Source organism: Bosea sp. AS-1, assembly GCF_002220095.1.
GTDB lineage: Bacteria > Pseudomonadota > Alphaproteobacteria > Rhizobiales > Beijerinckiaceae > Allobosea.
Genome location: NZ_CP022372.1, coordinates 107,496 through 128,030, shown reverse-complemented (window position 1 = coordinate 128,030; position 20,535 = coordinate 107,496). Strand labels below are relative to the sequence as shown.

Sequence of the window (20,535 nt, the reverse complement as noted above, 5' to 3'; positions counted from 1 at the left end):
GGCGGTCAATGCAGAACCTTCTTCACATAAGGGGAATCGAGCGGAAAGAGCGGTACTTCGACATCGAACACATCGCCGCCCTCGTCGAGCATGGCGTAGAAGCCGCGCATCGAGCCGTCCGGCGTCGGCAGGGGGCAGCCCGAGGTGTAGCTGAAGCTCTCGCCCGGCCGCAACACCGGCTGCTTGCCGACGACGCCTTCGCCACGCACCTCATGGGTTTCGCCGCGTCCGTCGGTAATGAACCAGTGGCGTGCCACGAGCTGCACGGTCTGGGTCGAGAGATTCACGATCTCGATGGAATAGGCCCAGAAATAGCGGCCCTGCGGCGGTGAAGATTCCGCCTCCATGAATTTCGGCGCCGCGGTCACACGCACGCCACGCGTCTGAGCTTGATACATCGCCAAGACCTTTGCGCCGTCCAAGACCTTTGCGCCGTCCAGGACCTTTGCTTCGTCGGTGACGCCGCGCCTCGCCGCCCCTTGATATGGACCGGCCGCAGGCAGCGTCAATGCCGACCGATATCATGCAGGCGTGGACAACATTGGGGAAGCGGCGCATTCGGCTTGGCCGCGGCGCGCGGCTTCGTTAGCGGTAACCGATTATCCTCGCGGACCTCGCATGCTGACTTTCAAGCCCGGCATCCAGCCCGACAGCTCCATCCGCGCCTTCATCGAGCAGGGCGCGATCCGGCTCGCCCATCCGCCGGCCGAAGGGCAGATCCAGCCCGCCAGCCTCGACCTGCGCCTGGGCGCGCGGGCCTATCGTGTGCGTGCCAGCTTCCTGCCTGGCCCCGAGCGCACGGTGAAGAGCCGCATCGAGGACCTGTCGCTGCACGAGATCGACCTGACGCGCGGCGCCGTGTTGGAAACCGGCTGTGTCTATATCGCCGAGCTGATGGAGGGCCTGAAGCTGCCGAAGGGCCTGCGCGCGGCCGCCAACCCCAAGAGCTCCACCGGTCGTCTCGACGTCTTCACCCGAGTCATCACCGACCGCGCCCGCGAATTCGATCTGGTCGAGGACGGTTATGAGGGGCCGCTCTTCATCGAGATCTCGCCGCGCACCTTCCCGGTGCTGGTCCGCTCGGGCTCGCGGCTCTCGCAGATCCGATTCCGCGCTGGCGAGACCCGGCTCGACGATCGGGCGCTCGGCGAGGTCCATCTCCGCGAGACGCTGGTCAGTGCGACGGAGCCGTCCTTCCAGGGTGGCGTCGCCGTCAGCGTCGATCTCTCCGGTTTCGACGGGCTGCTCGGTTACCGCGGCAAGCACCACACGGCGCTGATCGATGTCGATCGCGTGGGCGCCTATCGCGCCGCCGATTTCTGGGAACCTATCCCGTATGACGGCTCGGGCAGCATGATCCTCGACCCGGGTCAGTTCTACATCCTCGCTTCCAAGGAAGCGGTGCACGTCCCGCCCGACTACGCCGCCGAGATGACACCCTTCGACGCGCTGGTCGGCGAGTTCCGCGTCCATTATGCCGGTTTCTTCGACCCCGGCTTCGGCCATAGCGCCGCCGGCGGGCAGGGGGCTCGGGCGGTGCTGGAGGTACGATCCCGCGATGTGCCGTTCATCATCGAGGACGGCCAGATTGTCGGCCGTCTCGTCTACGAGGCCATGGCGGCTCGTCCGTCCTCGCTCTACGGTGCCGGGCTGAAGTCCAACTACCAGGGCCAGGCGCTCAAGCTTTCCAAGCATTTCAAGGGCTGAGGCCCGCTCCCGGCGCTGTGGTAGCCCGGCTCAATCCGGATTGAACACCGACCAGCCCGTCGCCTCGGCGAGCCGTTCCAGCGCGAGCGTGCCCAGCATCGAGTTGCCGTTGGCGTTGAGCCCGGGCGACCAGACCGCGATCGCCGCCTTGCCCGGAGCGATGGCGAGGATGCCGCCACCGACCCCGGATTTCCCCGGCAGGCCGACGCGGAAGGCGAAGTCTCCCGAGGCGTCGTAATGGCCGCAGGTCAGCATCAGCGCGTTGATCCGCCGCGCGCGCTGGGCCGAGACCACGCGCGGCCCTCCCGGCTCATGAAGCCCGCCATGCATCAGGTAGCGCCCCGCCATGGCGAGCTGGCGGCAGCTCATGGCGATGGCGCATTGATGGAAATAGACGCCGAGCGTCAGCTCCGGCGCGTGCTGGATATTGCCGAAGGCCTTCATGTAGTTGGCGAGCGCGATGTTGCGGAAACCGGTGGCTTGTTCGGCGCGCGCCACGGCCTCGTCGATGATGATGCTGTCGTCGTCGGCGAGATAGCGCACGAAGCGCAGCAGCTCGCCGATGGCGACGCGCGGCTCGTGGCCGGCGAGATTGATGTCGGAGACGACCAGCGCGCCGGCGTTGATGAAGGGATTGCGCGGGATGCCCTGTTCGCGCTCGAGCTGCACGATCGAGTTGAACGGGGTGCCCGAGGGCTCGCGCCCGACGCGGCGCCAGAGCGTGTCGCCGACCTTGCCCAGCGCTTGCGTCAGGGCGAAGACCTTGGAGATGCTCTGGATCGAGAAGGGCTCTTCGCTCTCTCCGGCGACGTGGAGATTGCCATCGGCGGTGACGATGCAGAGTCCGAACTGACGCGGGTCGATGCGGGCCAGCGGCGGGATATAGCTCGCCACCTCGCCGCGCTCGCTTGCATCGCGCATATCGGCGGCGATGTCCTGCACGAGGCGCGCCAGATCCGCCAAGTTTCCCCTCCAGCTCTTCCGTCGCGATCAGGCAACACCGATGCGCGGGCCCGGGTCAAGCGGGCGTGGCGACAGGAGGCGCGCGGCCTCAGTGAAGGAGGCGGGTCTCGGCGGGGCCCTGTCCATCGATGGCGGCGCGCTGGGCGGCAATGACGCAAAGCGCCTTTCCGCGCGATTTCGCCTGGTAGAGTGCTGCGTCCGCCGCTGCCATCACGGCGCTCATGTCGCTACCGTGCTCGGGCGCGAGTGCGATGCCGACCGAGGCGCCGATATGCAGCCGGTGGCCGCTATCGAGCTCGTAGGGCTCCGAGATCTCCTTGACGAGGCGCTCGCCGATCCGCTGGAGCTGCACCCGCTCGGTCTGCTCCGATAGCACCACGAACTCGTCTCCGCCGATCCGCGCGGCGATGTCGGAGCTGCGCACGAGTGCCCGCAGCCGCTCGGCGACGAGCTGCAGCAGCGCATCGCCGGCCGGATGGCCATAGGTGTCGTTCACGGCCTTGAAGCCGTCGAGGTCGAGATAGATCAGCGCGAGCCCCTGAGGCGCCGCCGGATCGCCGAAGCGGGTCGTGAAGGCGCGGATGAGCCCGGCGCGGTTCGACAGGCCGGTCAGCATGTCGTGCCGGGCATGGAAGGCGTTCTCGCGCTCGGCCCGCATGGTCGAGATCAGCATGGCGTTCAGCTTGTAGGCCGCCATCGTCATGCTGAGCAGGTAGAACGGGATCTGCATGAAGGTGATGAACATGATCGGCTCGTGGCCGAACGGCGCCGCGAAGCAGCACGGCCCCAGCGTCAGCGCGATCATGACGCCGGCCATGCGCGGCGCTCCGAAATTCCGGAAGCAGATGCCGCCGACCATGGCGGCTGCGGAAAGGCACGCCAGCGTCGCCGCGACCCAGTCACCGCTGGTGAGGCTCAGGAAGGTGCCGGCGCCGATGCCGGCCGCCCAGGCGACGCCGAGCAGAAGGTAGGTATCGGTCCAGGTCGGCTCGCCGCGCTCTGCCTTTCGACGGGAGGTCACGAGGACGTAGAGCCGGATCAGGCAGCACAGCACCTCGAAGGCGCACCAGAGCTGGAAGGGCAGGGTCGGGATGCGCCAGGCGATCAGGAAGGAGACGGCGAGCGAATTGATGACGCCGCCGGCGAAGATCGGCAGCGTGCCGAACAGGCTGGCGACCAGGGCGGTCCTGATTTCGGCGGGAACGTCCGGACCTGCGTCGGCCAGCCAGCGCGTGACGCGCCAGCGCGGCAAACTGTAACGCAGGGCTACACCACTCATAGGCCGGTCGAGCTCCTCGCTGCGGACAGGCGGCGCTACCCCAGCGAGGTGGGGCTTAGTATGAAGTGGTTACGATTCAGTGTGACAGGCCTGCGGGTTCCGCATGGTCGGCCCTGCGCGCGCGCAGGGCTCAATTCGCTTCGCGATAGACCCAGACGCGCGCCGGCGGGATGTTGCGCAGGATCCAGTCGGAGACAAAGGCTTTCAGGCCCGAGCCCTTGCGCGGGATCGGCGAGATCACCGAATAGGTGAACTGGATGAAGGGCGCGCCCTCCACCAGCAGCGGAAAGGCTTCCTTCGCCAGAGCCGAGCGGGCCGGCGGCGGGCGGTTGAACAGCGGCAGGCTCGAGACCAGGGCGATGGCCTTCTCGGTCAGGTGTCCGGCCAGCGTGGTCGACAGGGCATAGGCATCGCCCTGGACGACCGTGGCCCGCGGAAAGCGCTGGCGCAGCAGCTCGCAGAATTCTGGGCTGTACTCCACCAGGATCAGCCGCTCCTCCTCGATGCCGCGCTCGATCAGGGCTTCGGTGACGGGGCCGGTGCCCGGGCCGATTTCGATGACCGGGCCAGGCTGCTCCGGGTCGACATAGGAGGCCATGCGTCGCGCGAGCGCCGGGCTCGACGGCGTCACCGAGCCGGTCCGCAACGGGTCGTCGATCCAGGATTTGATGAAGCGTGCCTCGTCGCCGAGCTTCGTCTTCGCTTCGGTGACGCGGCTTTTCAGCTTCTCCGCCTTGTTGCGGACCTCGCCCTCGACCTTGTAACGGACGGCCGCGACCTTGAGCTTCGCCTCGGCCACGCAATCGACGAGATCAGCCGCCGTGACCCGAACTTCGCCTTCCAGCCGATTGGCCACGCGCGATTGGCCAAGCCGGGCCGCAATCGAGCCCGCGCGCGGCGGACGATGTCGAGTCGTCGAAGACATGATACCCCTTGTACGCTGCAAAGCGGCCCGCATTCCAGCGTCGCGGAAACGTTACTCGCCCGGCATATGGGGTCAAGTCCAGCTACTCGGCAAGCCTCTTTGCAAGGATGCGGAGCCACGTCAGATGAGGGGCCGCGGCGCCTTGTTCCTTTCGTAGATGGCCGCCATGCGGGCGGTCAGGCGCGGATTGAGCAGTGTCAGCCGGCCGCCGGACATGGCGAACAGCCCCGCCTTGCGCAGCTTCGACCAAGTCTTGCTCGTATGGACGAGCGAGAGGCCTAGCGCGTCCGCGAGCTGCTGCTGCGACAGGGGAAAGGCGAAGCTGCCTTCGTTCACCAGCCCGAGCGCATCGGCGCGACGATAGAGCGTGATGACCATGGCTGCGATGCGTTCGCTGGCGGTGCGCTGGCCAACCGATGTCAGGTTGTCGTCGACGATCGATTCCTCGCGCGAGCCCAGCCAGGCGAGCTCATAGGCGAGGTTGGGCATCCGCACGAACAGGTCCCAGATCCGCTTGCGCGGAAACACGCAAAGCTCGACATCCGTCAGCGCCTCGACACCGTGGTCCGACGCGTCGAGCAGCGAAGCCTGGAGGCCGACGAGATCGCCCGGCAGCAGGAAGTTGAGGATCTGGCGGCGCCCGTCTGCCAGCGACTTATAGCGGAATGCCCAGCCCGAATAGAGCGTGTAGAGTTCGGCGTCTTCCTGACCCGGATGAATGATGTCGCTGCCGGCCGACACGCTTCGATGATCGATCTTCATCGCCTGGATGAAGCGAAGCTCGTCATCGGTCTTGTCTTCGAACGCCGGCATCACGCGAAGCGGGCAGGCGAGACAGGCAGGCCCGAGGCGGCTTGGCCTGGTTTTGAGATGCATCACTGGATTCGACCCCCTGGCGACGCAGAACCGCGTCGACACCAAGATAACGCTGCCAGCCTCTCCGCCGTTCCCTTGCGGCCGGCTTTCCCACTTCATGTCGTTGTCTCTCGCGTTCGAAACGCCTTCTCGGGAACCTGGCTCGTGGAATTGCGTTTTGCTTGTGACAGCCGGCCTATTCGGGTCGGTGGAGGCGTTGGGAGACAAAGATGCTGAATGACAGCCTGGCCCCCGCCAAGCGGGCTTTGATTTTTTTCGGTTGCATGGCGGCGGTGGTGGCCGGCCTGACCTTCGGCGCCGGCTTGCAACTGCCGGCCGACCAGAGTTCGACGACGGTCGCTCAGCTGCGAGGCGCTCAGCCGAATGAAGCGCAATTTGCTGCTGTCGATCGGTCGGATCGCAGCGAGAGCGTCGTTCATCGCGCTATTCCCGCCGCGTCCAAGCAGGCGATGGCCGAGAGCGAGCGTCGCGTCATTCTTCGCTGAGGAGGACGGAACCGTTCCACGCACCGCGCGTTGACCGCGCGGCGCTCCTCGCGCTGCACTTCGAGCCGCCTTCGGGCGGCTTGTTTTTTGTTCGCCCCCTGCGGCCAGGAAGAGTCATGTATCTGCGCGTCCGCCACGCGACGACCTATCGTTACGCCACGCCCGTCAGCTTCGGCCTGCATCGGCTGATGCTGCGGCCGCGCGACAGTTTTGACCTGCGGCTGGTGGATACCGCCCTGGCGATCTCGCCTCAGGCGAACCTGCGCTGGATGCACGATGTCTATGGCAATCCGGTCGCCATCGCCGATTTTGCGACCCCCGCCGACACGCTCGAGATCGTCAGCGAACTGACGGTCGAGCGGTTCGGCTCGGCCTTGCCACGCAGCCGGCTCGAACCCGGCGCGGCCTTGACCGGAGTTGTCTACAGCGATGGCGAACGGATCGTGCTGCAGCCTTATCTCGCGCGGGCGGCCGCCGACCCCGACGGGGTGATCGAACGCTGGCTCGCCGATTTTCGCGCCCGGCTCGGCGAGGGGTCCGGCCATCTCCTGCGCGATCTTGCCCACGCGATCTATACCGAGCTGCATTACGCGGTGCGCTATGACGAGGGCACCCAGCACCCGGCCGACACGCTGCGGCTCGGCCAGGGTTCCTGCCGCGACTATGCCTGGCTGTTCATCGAGCTGGCCCGGCGCATGGGGTTCGCGGGGCGTTTCGTCACCGGCTATATCCACGACCAGTCTCCGGACGCCGCCGGCCTCGTCTCGCCCGTCGGCCTGACCCATGCCTGGGCGGACGTCTTCATCCCGGGAGATGGCTGGGTCGAATTCGACCCGACCAACGATCTCGTCGCCGACCATCAACTGCTGCGGATCGCGGTCGCACGCGTGCCGGAGGATGCCTCACCGATCGCCGGCAGCTTCACCGGTCCACCGGGCTCCTTCGTGGGACTTTCCGTCGGTGTCCTGATCGAGCCCGACGAAGGGGCAACCGTGCAGACCGGCTGAGCGGGCCAGGCCCCGTCAGCCGCGATGCTTGACGCGCCAACGCCCGAGATCGCTGCCCTCGGCCTTTCCGCTCTGGACTGCTTCGATCTGGGCCAGCAGGCCCGCGAACAGGCGTGGCGGCTCCTGATGGGCGATCGGGCGATCGGCCTCCAGCGCGACCTCGATCGTCGATTCATCGACATCGTTGACGGTCACGGTGATCCGCGCACCGGGCGTATTGCGCAACACCCGCGAGGCGACGTCGGCCACGAGGAAGCCGAGAGGGATGATGCGGTCGACGGATAATGTCGCGGCCGTCTCGATCCGGCTGGAAATCCATTGGTCGCGGCGCCGGATCAGGTTGGAGATCATCGAGACCACGTCCTCCAGGAACAGGTCGACCCGTACCGGCTGCATCTCGCCGTCGGCGAGCGTGAACCGATACGCGGCCGACAATACATGGACGCGGCATTCGGCGTCCGCCAGGGCGAGCCTGGCCTCGTCCCGGTAGTCGCGCTTGCTGAGCCCGATATAGCTCTGCACCACCTGGAGGCTGTTCTTCACCCGATGGTGCAGTTCCCGCACCAGGAAGCGGTTGTCGTCGAGCGCGGTCTGCAGGCGCCGCTGCCGCACTTCCTGTTCGTCGACCATGATATTGAAGGCTTCGGCGACGCTGCGGATGTCGCTCGGCATGTCGTCGGCCACGGCGGCGCGCGCGCGTTTTGCTGAGGCGCGGGAGCGTGCCGCCGCCTCGATGCTGCGCAGCCAGCGCACGCAGTGACGATCGATGGCGCGCAGATAGACCAGGCACAACAACGTCAAGGTTGCGAGCGGCGCAAGGAGCAGGACCGCGAACTGGATGCGCGCCGCACGCTCGCGCGAATCGTCGAAGGTGGCGATGACGTAGAAGGCGGGCTCGGCGACCTTGCGGGCCGCGTAGACGCGCTCGGTCCCGTCACGGCTCGGCGCACGCCAGCGCTCGAGCCCCTGCGGAAGATGGGCTTCGCGCGGCAGCCACGACTCGGGCTCGTTGCGCCCGCGGCTGGCGACCACGCCGCTGCCTTGCGAGACGAGCGCGACATCCATGCCGTCGCCGCCTTCGCCGAGGTCGAAGACGCTCTCGAGCACCTCCGGGTCGATCAGCAGCAGGGCTTCCTGCATGCTCGACCCGGTTGCCGCGGGATCTTCGGCATGGACGGTGAGATAGCGGCGGCTTCCGATTGCGACCTGGTTGTAATGGGCTTTGCCGAGCTCGACGCCGCCCCAGGGGACGATGGCCGGCAGGTCGCGCAGCTTTGTGGCCGTCTGGGTCAGGGTCTGCGCATCGATGCTGGCATCCAGCGTCGCCGTGCACGACCGTCCGTCGGCGGTGCGGATCAGGGCGGCGGTGAAGCCGCTGACCTGGGTGAGCGTCTTGGCGCCCACCTGCTTGCACTGCTCGGGCGACAGCCCGGCATCGGCGACCGTCGCGCCGAAGGACAGGAGCGCGCGCAACGCGCCGCGATACCAGATCCGCGTCCGGACGGCGAAGTCGTCCGCCGCCTGAATCTGCGAGGCCTCGATGGCCCCTGTGATGGTGCGGTAGGCGGTAGCCGCAGCCAAGGCTGTCACGCAGCCGATCGGGAGCGCGATCGCGATCAGGAGCGCCAGAAGACGCCCCCGGACAGTACGGAACCGCGCCAGACGCATTCAGAACCCGACTGTTTCGGAACCCGCCCTTTGCATCGCGGCCGCGCTGGTCCGATCCGGCCCGAGATCGTCGACGCTGCCTATGGAAAGGAGTTCGGCAAGCTTTGTTCGAGCCCGGTTGACGCGGCTCTTGATGGTGCCGATGGCGACGCCGCAGATATCCGCAGCTTCCTCGTAGGAGAGTCCGGTGGCTCCGACCATGATGAGCACTTCGCGCTGCTCCTCCGGCAGCTTGGCCAGGGCCTTGCGGAAGTCGGCGAGGTCGAGATGGCTTTCCTGGTTGCCCTGGGTCGCCATGCGCTCGGCATAGGTCCCTTCGCTGTCCTGCACCTCGCGGCCGCGCTTGCGGTAGAGCGAATAATAGGTGTTGCGCAGGATGGTGAAGAGCCAGGCGCGCAGGCTGGTCCCCGGCTCGAACTTGTCGGAATTGCCCCAGGCCTTCAGCAGCGTGTCCTGCACCAGGTCATCGGCAAGCTGCATCGACCCCGACAGCGACGCCGCGAAGGCGCGCAGATTGGGGATTTCCCTGATCAGGCCATCCTTGAACTCGGTCGCGAAATCATTTCCGCTCATCGGACGACGCTCCGGCTGCGCGCTGTTCCGTCGCTTCCAGCTGCGCCAGCAGCACGAGAAACTTGTCGGGCACGGGGGCATTCACGATGTCGTCGTAATGCGCCTTCAGCGAGCGGCCGATCGATTCCTGCACCTTCGGATCGAGAATCATGTCGAAGTCGTCGTTATCGCCTCCGGGGTCGGGCATCGCAGCATCCAGATTCGTCATTTCAGCCCTCGCGCCAAAGCCAGGCCTGCTTTTCCAGCAGGTCCCGGATCCAGAGTTCCAATGATGGCGGAGCCGATCCCGGATGGCGATGGCGACACCAATACGCCTTTTAAACCGGCGTCACATCGAAATGTTCCCATCGCGTGCAAAAATAAATCGCTTGTCTCTTGCAAGGCCTAAGCCATTATGCGCGCACGATAAAAAGGACGCATTAATGTCGATTGCCAAGGAAATTGCGCCTTACCTGCCCTATCTGCGCCGTTTCGCGCGCGCGCTCAGCGGCACGCAAGCCAGCGGAGACGCTCATGTCGTCGCCATGCTGGAAGCGCTCGTCGCGGACCCCTCCGGCTTTCCGCGCGACATCGACCCGCGCATCGGGCTCTACCGGGTCTTTCTGAAGCTCTGGTCCTCGGTCGGACTCGACACGAGCGAGCCGGTGGTCGAGCTCGGGCGCTCGTCGGCCGAGCGCAACCTCGAGGCGCTGACGCCGCGCCCGCGGCAGGCCTTCCTGCTGCGCACGGTGGAAGGCTTCTCGATCGACGAGGTTGCCGCCATCATGCAGGTCTCGGCTGCGGACGCCGCGGCCTTGGTCCAGACCGCGGGCCAGGAAATCGCCGAGCAGGTCGCGACGGATGTCCTGATCATCGAGGATGAGCCGATCATCGCGCTCGACATCGAGACGATGGTCGAGGAGCTCGGCCACAGCGTCACCGGCGTCGCCCGGACCCAGCGCGAGGCGATCGCCCTCGTTGGCAAGAAGCGTCCGGGGCTGGTGCTTGCGGATATCCAGCTCGCCGATGGCAGCTCCGGCTTGGATGCCGTGAATGAGATCCTGACCTCGATCGACGTGCCGGTGATCTTCATCACCGCCTACCCCGAGCGGCTCCTGACGGGCGACAGGCCTGAGCCGGCCTTCCTCATCACCAAGCCGTTCCAGCCGGAAGCGGTGAAGGCGGCGATCAGCCAGGCGCTGTTCTTCGATCGCCGGGCTGGCCGGAAGGCGGCATAGCCGCCGTTTTGCAACACGATCGGCTCCGCGCCCGAGATGCGGGGCCTCTTTTGACGAAGGCCGCGGAACAAGCCTCGCAATCAGGCGTTCGCGACTTCATGTCGGGTTGGCGTGCAGTTGGGGAGGGTGTGGACCATGGCGACGACGTTCATGGCTACCGCCGCAGGCGCTGTTTCGGTCGCCGCGGCGTTGTATTCGGGGACCGTGCAGCCCGGTGCATTCACCAGCGAGCTTCTCTCGCTGGTGCTTGCAGCCTTGACGAGCATTGCGGTCGCGAGCGCCTCGGCCCTGGATGGCTGAACCGGCGCGGACGCAGGCTCCTCCGGATTTTGCTGCTCTGTAGTGTGACCGTCCTTCTCGGGGATGTGTTTGCTGTCGCGCAGGAAAAACCTGTAGAGCCCGCGCTGTCGCTGCAGCTTCCGCCGAGGCGGCCTGTAGAGTTTGGCGCGCCCGTCCTCGACAGGCCGGTTCAGCGCCCGGCTGAGTCCGGAGGGGCGGCGCAACCAGGTCCAGCCGAGCGAGCCGAGCCCAGCACCGACAGGGGTGGCGATTCATGTCTCGCTCGGCTCAAGACGATACCGGGCAACAACATCGAGGCCGCCGATCCGAAGCTCGCGCAGGGCGAGCCGGCCTGCCGCGTCAGCGAGCCGGTCGTCGTGAAGGCGCTCGCGCTGCGCGCGTCGGGAAAGGCGCAGATCGTTGCCTTCGAGCCGCCCGTGACGCTCGGCTGCGCGATGGCGAAGGCTGTAGCCGACTGGCTCGGCGACAGCGTCCAGCCACTGGCTCGGGGGCATTTCGACAATGACTTGACCAGCCTGCGCGTTGGTGGCGGGCATGAGTGCCGGCGACGCAACAGGGCATCGGCCGGGCCCGTCAGCGAGCATGCGACCGGCAAGGCGCTCGACATCTTCGCGTTCCGGATAGGCGAGGGAAAGACCGCGGTTCAGGTCGCGGTCGAGAAACCGATGGGGCTGGCGCAGAACAGCTTTCTGACCGCGGTGCGCCAATCGGCCTGCGGCGCCTTCATGACGGCGCTTGGCCCTGGCTCCGATGCCGCCCACGCCAATCACCTGCATGTCGATATTCAGGAGCGGCGCTCGCGCGCCTCGCGCTTTTGCCAATAGGGGGAAGACTGGTGCCGGCGGCTGGATCAGAACGTCAGCCCGAAACGCCAGGCGGCAAGCCGCTGGAAGGAGCGCCGGTCCGGCTTGTCGGCGTCGACCAGCATCAGCTCGGCGCGGCGTGCGGCCATGATCAGCAGGGCGTCGTCGAGTGTGAGCCCGGTCGCAATCAGGTCCTCGAGTTCCCAGAACGGTGGCACAGGCACGACGTCCCCGCCGGCCGGGTTCATGATTGTTGGGGTTTCTCCCCGCAGGCGACTCACGGACATCGACATTCCCATGCCAAGATGAAGCCGCAACGCAACAAGGTCTCGGTGGTTCCATTAAGCCGGAACTGTGGGCATCTTGAGGCGTTTTCGTTCGGTCACCTCGCGGGAGCAATCAACATGAGCATTCGATATTCCCGCTGGTGCCTGGGCGCAGCAGCGGCCTTTGCCTGCCTTTCGGCCGCTCCGGCACTGGCCCAGTCGGGGCCTCCGACCGGGCGCTTGTCTTGCTCGATCGGGACGGCCCTGGGCGCCAGCATCAAATCGCAGCGACCGCTCGATTGCCGTTTCAGGCCGCGCCGGGGGCCGACGCAGCACTATACCGGCATCGTCCGTCAATTCGGCCTCGATCTCGGCACGATCCGCGGGACCACCATGGCCTGGCATGTCTACGGACCCTATGCGCGCGCGCCGCTGGGGGCTTTGAACGGACGTTACGCCGCGTCGTCCCCTCCCGGAGCCGGCACGGGCGGATCCGCGCTCGTCGGCGGCGAGGAGGACAAGGTCACGCTGCGGCCGCGGGTGGTTCAAACGACGCGCGGCTTCAATGTCGCCGTCGGCGTGACGCAGTTCGAGCTGACGCTCGCCCCTGCCGGCCGTCGGCGCTGACGGCCGGAGCGATCGCTTACGCTTCGCTAACCTTGTCTCCGCAAAATTGAATCAAATGGGACGTAACCAGGGCCGAATCCGCGTAAGATCAGGAACATCGGTCTGCCTGTTACGTTGGGGGTAGCAGGTTGAAGTGAGTAAGAAAGCCGTTCGATGGCTGATATCCGCGTTCTCATTGTCGAAGACGACCCGTTCATCGCCATGGACATCGAGGCGGCCGTGGCCGAACAGCTCGGTGACCGGGCGGAGCTGATCGTCGTCGAGTCGGTCGCCCAGGCGCGGCGGGAGGCTGCCGGCCAGCTCTCCTGCGCTCTGCTCGATATCGATGTTCTCGATGGCAAGACCTTCGAGGTCGCGGATGCGCTGCAGAGGACCGGCATCCCCTTCGCCTTTGTGTCCGGTTCCGCGCCGCATGAGGTGCCGAAGCCTTTGCGGCAGGCCCGCTTTCTGCGCAAGCCTTTCTCGACGCGCGAGGTCGCAGCCTTCGTCATGGCGGCGATTGGGGGGCTGGGCCGCAAGAGCATGGCCTGAAGCTTCAGAATTCACCAGAGGACCGGGCGAAAAGCCGCTCTCGGCTAACTCAAGCTGCGCTGTCGCGCTTCGGGAAAATCACCGTGACGCGGGTTCCGGGGCGTTCGCTGCCGGGATGAAGCGGCTGGGACGTCATTGTCGCGCGCATGCTGCGAAGCAGGCTCGCGATCACGGTCTGGCCGAGCCCCTTGTTCTGGATTTCCGCCGGCATGCCGACCCCATCGTCCTCGATCGAGAGCGACAGGGCTGGCTCGCCCTCCTGCTCGACGCGGGCCAGGCGGATCGCGATCTGCCCGGTCATGCCGTCCGGGAAGGCATGCTTGATCGCGTTGGTGACGAGTTCGTTGACGATGACGACGTAGGAGACGGCGTCCCGCCCGGGCAGCCTGATCGAATCCATATCGAGATTGATCGAGATCGGCCGCCCCTCGGCTGATTTTCCGATCTCGGCGAGGAGATCCTCCATATAGGGTCGTGCATCGATCGCGTCGGTCTCGATGTCGAGACGCAGCCGCCTTTGCCCGGCGGCGATCGCTTGGATGCGGGATTGCGCCTGCGCCAGCGCTGCCTTGACCGCTGGCTCGCGGGTCTGGCGGCTCTGTACGTTCAGCAGTGCCGACACCATGGCGAGGTTGTTACCGACGCGGTGGTTGACGTCGCGCAGCAGGGCTTCGATGCGCAGGCGCTCGCTTTCGAGCTCCCGGGTGCGGTCGCTGACGATCTGCTCCAGCTCGGCATTGCTGACCGCGAGTTGCGTGCTGCGGCGCTGTCGCCTGCGCAGCACCTGCCACGCGGCGAAGGCGAGCCCGGCGAGGGCGACGACGATGCCGCTGCTTCCCCACAGGCGGCGGCGTTCCTCGCGGCGATAAAGCGAGCGCAGACGGATATTCTCCGCTTGCTGGATCTCCCCGACGAGATCGCGCAGCTTGTCCATGGTGGCGACGCCGGGCCCGTCGCGAAGCACGGCGATGGCTTCGTCGCGGCGACCGTTGCGCGCGAGTTCCACGGTCTGGTTCAGTTCCGCGAGCTTCGTGAGCGTCGCCTCGCGTAGCGTCGCGGCCCGCTGCTTCTGGGCGGGGTCGGCGTCGACCAGCGCCGCGAGCACCTCGAGCTCCGGGACGGCCGCAGCACTGCCTTCGGTGAAGGGTTCGAGATAGGCGGCCTGGCCGGTGAGCAGATAGCCGCGCTGCCCGGTCTCGGCATCACGGACCCGGCCCAGGAAGCGTTCCGCCCGTTCGCGGATCTCGATCGCATGCGAAACGCTGTCCGCGGCGCGGCGCGCCTGCAGATTGATCCAGGCCGCCAGGATGACCGCGATGGCGACGACACTGATCGCGATGATCGTGACGGTCGCCGAGCGCAAGCGGGCGCCCAGCCTCGGAAACGCGGGAAACGGCAAGCGGTTGCGGGGCCTCGCCAGAGCAGACATGCCTATCCTGTTACAGGACACAGGATGGCATCCCTATGTAAAAAGACGGGTCGCGTCCACCCTGAAGCCGGAATCGGCGTCAGGCTTCGTCCCCACCCTCGCCGTCGTCGGAGCCCGAGAAAAGCTGGCGGCCGAGGATGGTTCCCAGCACGCCGATCCCCGCCAGCGCGACCACACGCCAGCCGGTCTTCGAGGTCAGCATCCGGGCGGCGAGCGGCGCTGCGGCCAGCGCTGCGGTCGCGGCAACCGGTCGCGGCGGGCGCGGGCGGTTCTTGACGAAGAGGCCGATGCAGAACGCGATCAGCGCGGTGGCGGCGAGCCCACCTGCGATCCAGAGGCTGGCCGCAACCGCACCGTAGCGCTCCGCCAGGACGGTGTGCAGCGCGCTGAGTGCGTAGCCCCCGGCGCAGACCAGCAGCAGCGCGGCGAAGGCGAACAGGCCGATGACTGTCGCATTGCGTTTCACCGTTCCGGAGACTTCCGAAGCGATGAAGGATCCGAGCCCCCCGAGCATGGGCTAGCGCGCCGAAAGATAGCCGACGAAGAGGCCGACGGCGGCAGCCAGACCCAGGGCTCGCAGGGGCCGCTCGCGGATCTCGTCCTCGATCAGCTTCTGCAGCTCGCTCGCCTGCTCTCTGGCGACATCGGCCATCCGGTCGGTATCGACGCCGACCGCGCGCAGGCGGTCGCTGACGGTCGCGGCGATGTCCTCGGCGCTGCGGGTCAAGGTCTCTTCGAGGGCGCTGGCCTGCCGCTTGGCCCGGGCACCGGCGCGACGTGCTTCCGCCGCGACATCCTCGGCGCCGGCTTCGATTTCGGCCTTGGCGCTCTTGGCAGCCGCGGCCGCCGAACGTTTCGAAGATGTCGCTCTCGCCATGACGCTCGTTCCCTGTCGCTCGATACCGTGCGGCGCGATGGTGGCCGGACCGGCCGCTCGCCGCAAGAGACTCGCTTGGCGCAAGCCTCCTTCGTGGCGCCAACGCGGGCGCCCCCGTTTCTGTTCCGTCAGGGAACCGGCTCGCCTGCCTTTGGTGTCCGCTTGGCGGGCGCCGTAAGATCGGGGAATGGCGGCCTCAGTGAGCCTCGTCCCAGTTGCCAGCGGCGCGGGCCTCGACGGCGAGGGGGACCCGCAGCTGCACCGCAGGGTGGGGTGCCTCGACCATCACCCTCTCGATCACCGGCAGGGTCTTCTCGACCTCCGCATCGGGAACCTCGAAGACCAGTTCGTCATGCACCTGCAGCAGCATCCGCGCATTGAGCCGTTCGGCCGTGAGCGCTGCATCCATGCGGATCATGGCGCGGCGGATGATGTCGGCGGCGGAGCCTTGGATCGGCGCGTTGATCGCTTGCCGCTCGACAAAGGCACGCTCGGACGGGTTCTTCGAGGCGACTGCCGGGAAATGGCAGACGCGACCGAAGATCGTGGTGACCTGGCCATGGGCGCGCACATGCGTCTTGGTCTGGTCCATGTAGTCGCGGATGCCGGGAAAACGCTCGAAATACTTGCGGATATAGGCGCTGGCCTCCTCCCGCCCGATGCCGAGCTGGTTGGCGAGGCCGAAGGCCGAGATGCCGTAGATGATGCCGAAATTGATCGCCTTGGCGCGGCGGCGCACCTCGCTCGGCATACCCTGAACCGGTACGCCGAACATCTCGGAGGCCGTCATTGCGTGGATGTCGATGCCGTCGGCGAAAGCCTGCCGGAGCTGCGGGATCTCGGCGATATGGGCGAGCAGGCGCAGCTCGATCTGGCTGTAGTCGGCCGAGACCAGCTTGAAGCCGGGTTCCGGCACGAAGGCCGTCCTGATCTTGCGTCCGGCCTCGGTGCGGATCGGGATGTTCTGCAGGTTGGGCTCGGAGGAGGAGAGCCGCCCCGTCGTGGTCGCGGCCAGCGCATAGGAGGTGTGGACCCGGTTGGTCTGCGGATTCACATAGGCCGGCAGCGAGTCGGTATAGGTCGATTTCAGCTTGGCGAGCTGGCGCCATTCCAGGATCTTGGAGGGCAGCGCATGGCCCTGCTCGGCGAGGTCTTCCAGAACGCCGGCGCCCGTCGCCCATTGGCCGGTCGCGGTCTTCTTGGCGCCTTCCAGCCCCATCTTGCCGAACAGGATGTCGCCGAGCTGCTTCGGGCTACCGATCGTGAACTTCTCGCCGGCGAGCTCGTAGATCTCGTCCTCCAGCCGGGCCAGCCCCTGCGCGAAATCGCCGGACAGGCGCGACAGGATCTGCCGGTCGATGGCGATGCCGCGCGTCTCCATACTGGCGAGCACGGCGACCATCGGCCGTTCCAGCACCTCGTAGACGGTGGTCTTCTTCTCGGCGGCGAGGCGCGGCTTCAGCGCGAGCCAGAGACGCAGCGTGATGTCGGCGTCCTCGGCGGCGTAGTCGGTCGCCTTGTCGAGCGGCACCTTGTCGAAGGTGATCTGCGATTTGCCGCTGCCGGCGACCTGCGCATAGGGAATCGTCTCGTGGCCGAGATGCAGCTCCGAGAGCTTGTCCATGCCGTGGCTGTTGCTGCCGGCATCGAGCGCGTAGGAGATCAGCATCGTGTCCTCGATCCCGGACACGGTGAGCCCGTGACGCTGCAGCACGAGCAGATCGTATTTCAGGTTCTGGCCGATCTTGAGCACGCCGGCATCCGCCATCAGCGGCTTCAGTGCCGCCACCGCCTGCGTCAGCGGGATCTGATCCGGCAGCAGGCCTTCGTCGAAAAGCCCGCCATCGCCCGCGCGATGCTGGAGAGGGATGTAACAGGCGCGGCCCGGTGCCACGGCAAGCGAGATGCCGACGAGATCTGCCTGCATGGCGTCCAGCGAATTGGTCTCGGTATCGAGCGCGACATGGCCGGCTTCGTAGGCCCAGCCGATCCAGCGTTCGAGGTCGGCGAGCGTCCGCACGCATTCATATGTCGAGCGGTCGATCTTGGCGGCGATTGCCTCGTTCTTGCGGGCGACGGCGAGATCGCCCGGCTTCATCCAGCCCGCATCGCCGCCGGTCGCAGCTGGCACCGTCGCGACCGGGGAGGATGCAGCGGGTGTCACATCGGAGACGGCGTCCTCGATCGCGTCGGCGCCGGCATAGAGCGCCTTGAGTTCGGCGGCGCGCGAACCGCCCGGCGCCAGCGCCGGATCGGCATCGACGGCGCCGACATCGGCCTCATAGGCCTCGGCGACGCGCTTAGTGATGGTGGTGAATTCCATCGCCTTGAGGAAGGCGATCAGCTTGGCCGGGTCGGGCTGCTCCAGCGTGAGGGTTTCCAGCGGCGTCTCGACCGCGACGTCGTCGACCAGCGTGACGAGCTTGTGCGAGATGCGGACCTTCTCGATGACCTCGGGGTTGGTCAGCGTCTCGCGGCGCTTCGGCTGCTTGATCTCTCCGGCCCGCGCCAGCAGGCTTTCGAGATCGCCATATTCGCCGATGAGCTGCGCCGCCGTCTTGATGCCGATGCCCGGTGCGCCCGGCACGTTGTCGGTCGCGTCGCCGGCAAGCGCCTGCACGTCGGTGACCTTGTCGGGCGTCACGCCGAAATACTCGACCACCTCAGGCTCGCCGATGCGGCGCTCGGCCCGGAAGCCCGCGCCCTTCTTCTGGTCGCCGGAGGCGGGGTCGTACATGGCGACGCCGGGCCGCACGAGCTGCATCAGATCCTTGTCGGCCGAGACGATCAGCACGTCGGCGCCGGCTTCGCGCGCCTGCTTGGCATAGGTCGCGATCAGGTCGTCGGCCTCGTAGACGTCCTGCTCGACCGGGATCAGTCCGAAGGCGCGCACCGCCTCGCGCATCAGCGGGAACTGCGGAATGAGATCGGCTGGCGGATCGGAGCGGTTGCCTTTGTAGGCCGGATAGATCGCCTTGCGGAACGAGTTCTCGGACTTGTCGAAGACGATGGCGAGATGGGTCGGCCTGACGCCGAGCACACCGTCGCGCACGAACTGGAAGAGCTTCGTCGCGAAAAGCCGGACGGCGCCGGAGGGTAGCCCGTCGGAACGGGCATTGTATTTCCGGTCCTGGTTGATCGACTGGAAATAGGCCCGGAAGATGAAGTTCGAGCCGTCGACCAGAAAGAGATGGTCGCCGGGCTTCAGGGCGGGGGCGGTTGCAGCTTTATCGCTCATGGCGGGGACCATAAGCGGGCGCGCGCGGCCGGTCCATTGCATCCCGCCCGCGATTCGCAGCAAGCTCACCAAAACACGTCAGGAGCGAAACGCCGTGAGTCCCTATGTCACCATGCCTCTGGTCTTCGAGGGTGTTCCCGAGGCCGAGATGCAGCCGCGCGCCGAGGCTTTCCTCGCCCGCATGCGCAAGCGCCGCACCGTGCGCGACTATTCCGACAGGCCGGTGCCGCGCGAACTGATCGAGACCGCGGTGCGCGTCGCCGGCACGGCCCCTTCCGGCGCCAACCAGCAGCCCTGGACCTTCGTCTGCATCTCCGATCCGGAGCGCAAGAAGCTCATCCGAGCGGGCGCCGAGGAGGAGGAGCGCGCCTTCTATGCCGGCCGCGCCGGCGAGGAATGGCTGGATGCACTCGCCCATCTCGGAACGGACGAGAACAAGCCCTTCCTGGAGACCGCGCCCTGGCTGATCGCCATCTTCGCCCAGCGCTGGGGCTATGACGCGCAGGGCAACAAGGTGAAGCACTATTACGTGCCGGAATCGGTCGGCATCGCCACCGGCTTCCTGATCGCCGCCCTGCACGACGTCGGGCTGGCGACGCTGACGCATACGCCGGCGCCGATGAACTTCCTCAACCAGATTTGCGGGCGGCCCGACAACGAGAAGGCGCTGATCCTGCTCGTCGTCGGCTACCCGAAGGAGGATTGCCTCGTCCCCGCCATCGGCAAGAAGCCGCTGGAGGAGATCGCAAGCTTCCTGTGAAGACCGGTCTTAAGCGGTGATCTTGTCGATCTCGGCGAGATCTTCCTTGCTGAGCGCCCAGTCCGCCGCCTTGACGTTGGCCGCGATCTGCTCCGGCTTGGTCGCGCCGGCGATGACGCTCGAGACGACGGGTTGGGCCGCGAGCCAGGAGAAGGCGAGCTCGACCAGGCTGTGGCCGCGCTGCTCGGCGAATGCGGTCAGCCCCTCGATCTTGCGCCAGTTGTCCTCGCTGAAGATCTGGCCGGCGCGCTCCGGCAGCTTGGTCAGGCGCGCGCCTTCCGGCATCGCCGCGCCGCGCTTGTACTTGCCGGTCAGCGCGCCGTTGGCGAGCGGGAAATAGGGCAGCAGCCCCATGCCATAATGGGCGATGGCCGGGATTAGGTCCTTCTCGGCGCCGCGCTTCAGCAGGCTGTACTCGTCCTGCGCGGAGGCGAAGCCGGAAAGGCCGAGGTCGCGCGCCGTCCACTGCGCATCGGCGATCTGCCAGGCGACCATGTTCGAGCAGCCGATATAGCGGACCTTGCCCTGCGTCACGAGGTCTTCCATCGCCCGCAGCGTCTCGTCGATCGGCGTCAGCGGGTCGGGCTTGTGGAACTGATAGAGGTCGATCCAGTCGGTCTGGAGGCGCTGCAGCGATTCCTCGACTGCGCTCATGATGTAGCGGCGCGAGCCGCCTTCGCCGCCATGAAACATCTTCATGCCGAATTTGGAGGCGAGCACGATGTCCTTGCGGCGCGTGCCCAGTACCTGGCCGAGCGTGGTCTCCGAGCCGCCCTTCTCGCCATAGATGTCGGCGGTGTCGAAGAGGGTGATGCCGTGCTCGATGGCGGCGTCGACGACCTTGCGCGTCGCGTCGAGGTCGATGCGGCCGCCGAAATTGTTGCAGCCGAGGCCGACGAGCGAGACGCGCAGGCCCGAGCGGCCGAGATTGCGGAACTGCATGGCGATGATCCTTCCCCTGAGAGGCGGGCAGAGGATCAGAGCACGGATGCGAGGGCAATCGT

Annotated in this window: 22 protein-coding genes; 8 read left to right on the top strand and 14 right to left on the bottom strand. The window is 66.7% G+C overall.

The window, feature by feature from the left end; translation table 11 throughout:
- Positions 1–5: 5 nt before the first annotated feature.
- Positions 6–398, bottom strand: a complete 393-nt coding sequence (apaG, locus tag CE453_RS02260; protein ID WP_089177643.1) for a Co2+/Mg2+ efflux protein ApaG — start codon at positions 396–398, stop codon at positions 6–8.
- Positions 399–618: 220 nt separating this feature from the next.
- Here apaG and CE453_RS02255 point away from each other — a divergent pair, with 220 nt between their 5' ends.
- Positions 619–1,707, top strand: coding sequence for a 2'-deoxycytidine 5'-triphosphate deaminase (locus tag CE453_RS02255; RefSeq protein ID WP_089173118.1), 1,089 nt, complete (start codon positions 619–621; stop codon positions 1,705–1,707).
- Positions 1,708–1,737: 30 nt separating this feature from the next.
- Here the strand turns inward: CE453_RS02255 and CE453_RS02250 are convergent, their stop codons facing one another.
- The 4 genes from CE453_RS02250 to CE453_RS02235 all read right to left on the bottom strand — a co-directional run bounded on the left by CE453_RS02250 (position 1,738) and on the right by CE453_RS02235 (position 5,687).
- Positions 1,738–2,670, bottom strand: a complete 933-nt coding sequence (locus CE453_RS02250) for a glutaminase (RefSeq protein ID WP_089173117.1) — start codon at positions 2,668–2,670, stop codon at positions 1,738–1,740.
- Positions 2,671–2,758: 88 nt separating this feature from the next.
- Entirely contained in the window at positions 2,759–3,949 is a 1,191-nt protein-coding gene (locus CE453_RS02245) for a GGDEF domain-containing protein (protein WP_089173116.1), read from the bottom strand.
- A gap of 130 nt (positions 3,950–4,079) precedes the next feature.
- On the bottom strand, positions 4,080–4,874 hold the full coding sequence (locus CE453_RS02240) for a methyltransferase domain-containing protein (RefSeq protein WP_089173115.1): 795 nt from the start codon (positions 4,872–4,874) through the stop codon (positions 4,080–4,082).
- Positions 4,875–4,994: 120 nt separating this feature from the next.
- Complete coding sequence (locus CE453_RS02235) at positions 4,995–5,687, bottom strand: Crp/Fnr family transcriptional regulator (RefSeq protein ID WP_248307913.1); 693 nt, start codon at positions 5,685–5,687, stop codon at positions 4,995–4,997.
- A gap of 272 nt (positions 5,688–5,959) precedes the next feature.
- Between CE453_RS02235 and CE453_RS02230 the strand changes: the two genes are divergently transcribed.
- Positions 5,960–6,235, top strand: coding sequence for a hypothetical protein (locus CE453_RS02230; RefSeq protein WP_089173113.1), 276 nt, complete (start codon positions 5,960–5,962; stop codon positions 6,233–6,235).
- A 116-nt stretch (positions 6,236–6,351) separates the two neighbouring features.
- Positions 6,352–7,242, top strand: a complete 891-nt coding sequence (locus CE453_RS02225) for a transglutaminase family protein (RefSeq protein WP_089173112.1) — start codon at positions 6,352–6,354, stop codon at positions 7,240–7,242.
- 15 nt (positions 7,243–7,257) lie between these two features.
- Here CE453_RS02225 and CE453_RS02220 read toward each other — a convergent pair whose 3' ends face one another.
- Genes CE453_RS02220 through CE453_RS02210 form a run of 3 tightly spaced genes read right to left on the bottom strand, consistent with a single transcriptional unit; the run spans position 7,258 to position 9,691 of the window.
- Positions 7,258–8,910 (bottom strand): histidine kinase dimerization/phosphoacceptor domain -containing protein, encoded by a 1,653-nt coding sequence (locus tag CE453_RS02220; RefSeq protein WP_089173111.1) that lies wholly within the window; start codon positions 8,908–8,910, stop codon positions 7,258–7,260.
- A complete protein-coding gene (locus CE453_RS02215; protein ID WP_089173110.1) occupies positions 8,911–9,483 on the bottom strand; it encodes a sigma-70 family RNA polymerase sigma factor in 573 nt (190 codons plus the stop codon).
- Positions 9,470–9,691, bottom strand: a complete 222-nt coding sequence (locus CE453_RS02210) for a NepR family anti-sigma factor (RefSeq protein WP_089173109.1) — start codon at positions 9,689–9,691, stop codon at positions 9,470–9,472. The genes CE453_RS02215 and CE453_RS02210 overlap by 14 nt, the downstream gene beginning before the upstream one ends.
- Positions 9,692–9,905: 214 nt before the next feature.
- Here CE453_RS02210 and CE453_RS02205 point away from each other — a divergent pair, with 214 nt between their 5' ends.
- Together CE453_RS02205 and CE453_RS02200 are read left to right on the top strand one after the other, a co-directional pair.
- On the top strand, positions 9,906–10,700 hold the full coding sequence (locus tag CE453_RS02205; protein WP_089173108.1) for a response regulator: 795 nt from the start codon (positions 9,906–9,908) through the stop codon (positions 10,698–10,700).
- Positions 10,701–10,750: 50 nt separating this feature from the next.
- Positions 10,751–11,824, top strand: a complete 1,074-nt coding sequence (locus CE453_RS02200) for an extensin-like domain-containing protein (protein WP_157732875.1) — start codon at positions 10,751–10,753, stop codon at positions 11,822–11,824.
- A 26-nt stretch (positions 11,825–11,850) separates the two neighbouring features.
- On the opposite strand, the gene CE453_RS02195 is transcribed toward CE453_RS02200, so the two are convergent.
- Positions 11,851–12,051, bottom strand: a complete 201-nt coding sequence (locus CE453_RS02195; protein WP_089173106.1) for a hypothetical protein — start codon at positions 12,049–12,051, stop codon at positions 11,851–11,853.
- Positions 12,052–12,207: 156 nt separating this feature from the next.
- Here CE453_RS02195 and CE453_RS02190 point away from each other — a divergent pair, with 156 nt between their 5' ends.
- A complete protein-coding gene (locus tag CE453_RS02190) occupies positions 12,208–12,696 on the top strand; it encodes a DUF992 domain-containing protein (RefSeq protein ID WP_198302236.1) in 489 nt (162 codons plus the stop codon).
- 153 nt (positions 12,697–12,849) lie between these two features.
- Complete coding sequence (locus CE453_RS02185) at positions 12,850–13,227, top strand: response regulator (protein WP_089173104.1); 378 nt, start codon at positions 12,850–12,852, stop codon at positions 13,225–13,227.
- Between the two features lie 49 nt (positions 13,228–13,276).
- Here CE453_RS02185 and CE453_RS02180 read toward each other — a convergent pair whose 3' ends face one another.
- The 4 genes from CE453_RS02180 to polA form a co-directional block, all read right to left on the bottom strand.
- Positions 13,277–14,656 carry a sensor histidine kinase gene (locus CE453_RS02180; protein WP_089173103.1) on the bottom strand — a complete coding sequence of 460 codons (1,380 nt, stop codon included), beginning with the start codon at positions 14,654–14,656 and terminating at the stop codon, positions 13,277–13,279.
- Between the two features lie 79 nt (positions 14,657–14,735).
- Entirely contained in the window at positions 14,736–15,170 is a 435-nt protein-coding gene (locus CE453_RS02175; RefSeq protein WP_157732874.1) for a hypothetical protein, read from the bottom strand.
- A 3-nt stretch (positions 15,171–15,173) separates the two neighbouring features.
- Complete coding sequence (locus tag CE453_RS02170) at positions 15,174–15,533, bottom strand: DUF883 C-terminal domain-containing protein (protein ID WP_089173101.1); 360 nt, start codon at positions 15,531–15,533, stop codon at positions 15,174–15,176.
- 196 nt (positions 15,534–15,729) lie between these two features.
- On the bottom strand, positions 15,730–18,771 hold the full coding sequence (gene polA, locus CE453_RS02165) for a DNA polymerase I (RefSeq protein WP_089177642.1): 3,042 nt from the start codon (positions 18,769–18,771) through the stop codon (positions 15,730–15,732).
- Positions 18,772–18,865: 94 nt separating this feature from the next.
- Here polA and CE453_RS02160 point away from each other — a divergent pair, with 94 nt between their 5' ends.
- Positions 18,866–19,531 carry a nitroreductase family protein gene (locus CE453_RS02160; protein ID WP_472840973.1) on the top strand — a complete coding sequence of 222 codons (666 nt, stop codon included), beginning with the start codon at positions 18,866–18,868 and terminating at the stop codon, positions 19,529–19,531.
- A gap of 9 nt (positions 19,532–19,540) precedes the next feature.
- Here the strand turns inward: CE453_RS02160 and CE453_RS02155 are convergent, their stop codons facing one another.
- Complete coding sequence (locus CE453_RS02155) at positions 19,541–20,473, bottom strand: aldo/keto reductase (protein WP_089173099.1); 933 nt, start codon at positions 20,471–20,473, stop codon at positions 19,541–19,543.
- Positions 20,474–20,535 lie beyond the last annotated feature (62 nt).

Bases quoted from the DNA above. Each gene is read 5' to 3' on its own strand.
- apaG (WP_089177643.1), bottom strand. From the start codon at position 398: ATGTATCAAGCTCAGACGCGTGGCGTGCGTGTGACCGCGGCGCCGAAA.
- CE453_RS02255 (WP_089173118.1), top strand. From the start codon at position 619: ATGCTGACTTTCAAGCCCGGCATCCAGCCCGACAGCTCCATCCGCGCC.
- CE453_RS02245 (WP_089173116.1), bottom strand. From the start codon at position 3,949: ATGAGTGGTGTAGCCCTGCGTTACAGTTTGCCGCGCTGGCGCGTCACG.
- CE453_RS02240 (WP_089173115.1), bottom strand. From the start codon at position 4,874: ATGTCTTCGACGACTCGACATCGTCCGCCGCGCGCGGGCTCGATTGCG.
- CE453_RS02235 (WP_248307913.1), bottom strand. From the start codon at position 5,687: ATGCCGGCGTTCGAAGACAAGACCGATGACGAGCTTCGCTTCATCCAG.
- CE453_RS02230 (WP_089173113.1), top strand. From the start codon at position 5,960: ATGCTGAATGACAGCCTGGCCCCCGCCAAGCGGGCTTTGATTTTTTTC.
- CE453_RS02225 (WP_089173112.1), top strand. From the start codon at position 6,352: ATGTATCTGCGCGTCCGCCACGCGACGACCTATCGTTACGCCACGCCC.
- CE453_RS02220 (WP_089173111.1), bottom strand. From the start codon at position 8,910: ATGCGTCTGGCGCGGTTCCGTACTGTCCGGGGGCGTCTTCTGGCGCTC.
- CE453_RS02215 (WP_089173110.1), bottom strand. From the start codon at position 9,483: ATGAGCGGAAATGATTTCGCGACCGAGTTCAAGGATGGCCTGATCAGG.
- CE453_RS02210 (WP_089173109.1), bottom strand. From the start codon at position 9,691: ATGACGAATCTGGATGCTGCGATGCCCGACCCCGGAGGCGATAACGAC.
- CE453_RS02205 (WP_089173108.1), top strand. From the start codon at position 9,906: ATGTCGATTGCCAAGGAAATTGCGCCTTACCTGCCCTATCTGCGCCGT.
- CE453_RS02195 (WP_089173106.1), bottom strand. From the start codon at position 12,051: ATGAACCCGGCCGGCGGGGACGTCGTGCCTGTGCCACCGTTCTGGGAA.
- CE453_RS02190 (WP_198302236.1), top strand. From the start codon at position 12,208: ATGAGCATTCGATATTCCCGCTGGTGCCTGGGCGCAGCAGCGGCCTTT.
- CE453_RS02185 (WP_089173104.1), top strand. From the start codon at position 12,850: ATGGCTGATATCCGCGTTCTCATTGTCGAAGACGACCCGTTCATCGCC.
- CE453_RS02180 (WP_089173103.1), bottom strand. From the start codon at position 14,656: ATGTCTGCTCTGGCGAGGCCCCGCAACCGCTTGCCGTTTCCCGCGTTT.
- CE453_RS02175 (WP_157732874.1), bottom strand. From the start codon at position 15,170: ATGCTCGGGGGGCTCGGATCCTTCATCGCTTCGGAAGTCTCCGGAACG.
- CE453_RS02170 (WP_089173101.1), bottom strand. From the start codon at position 15,533: ATGGCGAGAGCGACATCTTCGAAACGTTCGGCGGCCGCGGCTGCCAAG.
- polA (WP_089177642.1), bottom strand. From the start codon at position 18,771: ATGAGCGATAAAGCTGCAACCGCCCCCGCCCTGAAGCCCGGCGACCAT.
- CE453_RS02155 (WP_089173099.1), bottom strand. From the start codon at position 20,473: ATGCAGTTCCGCAATCTCGGCCGCTCGGGCCTGCGCGTCTCGCTCGTC.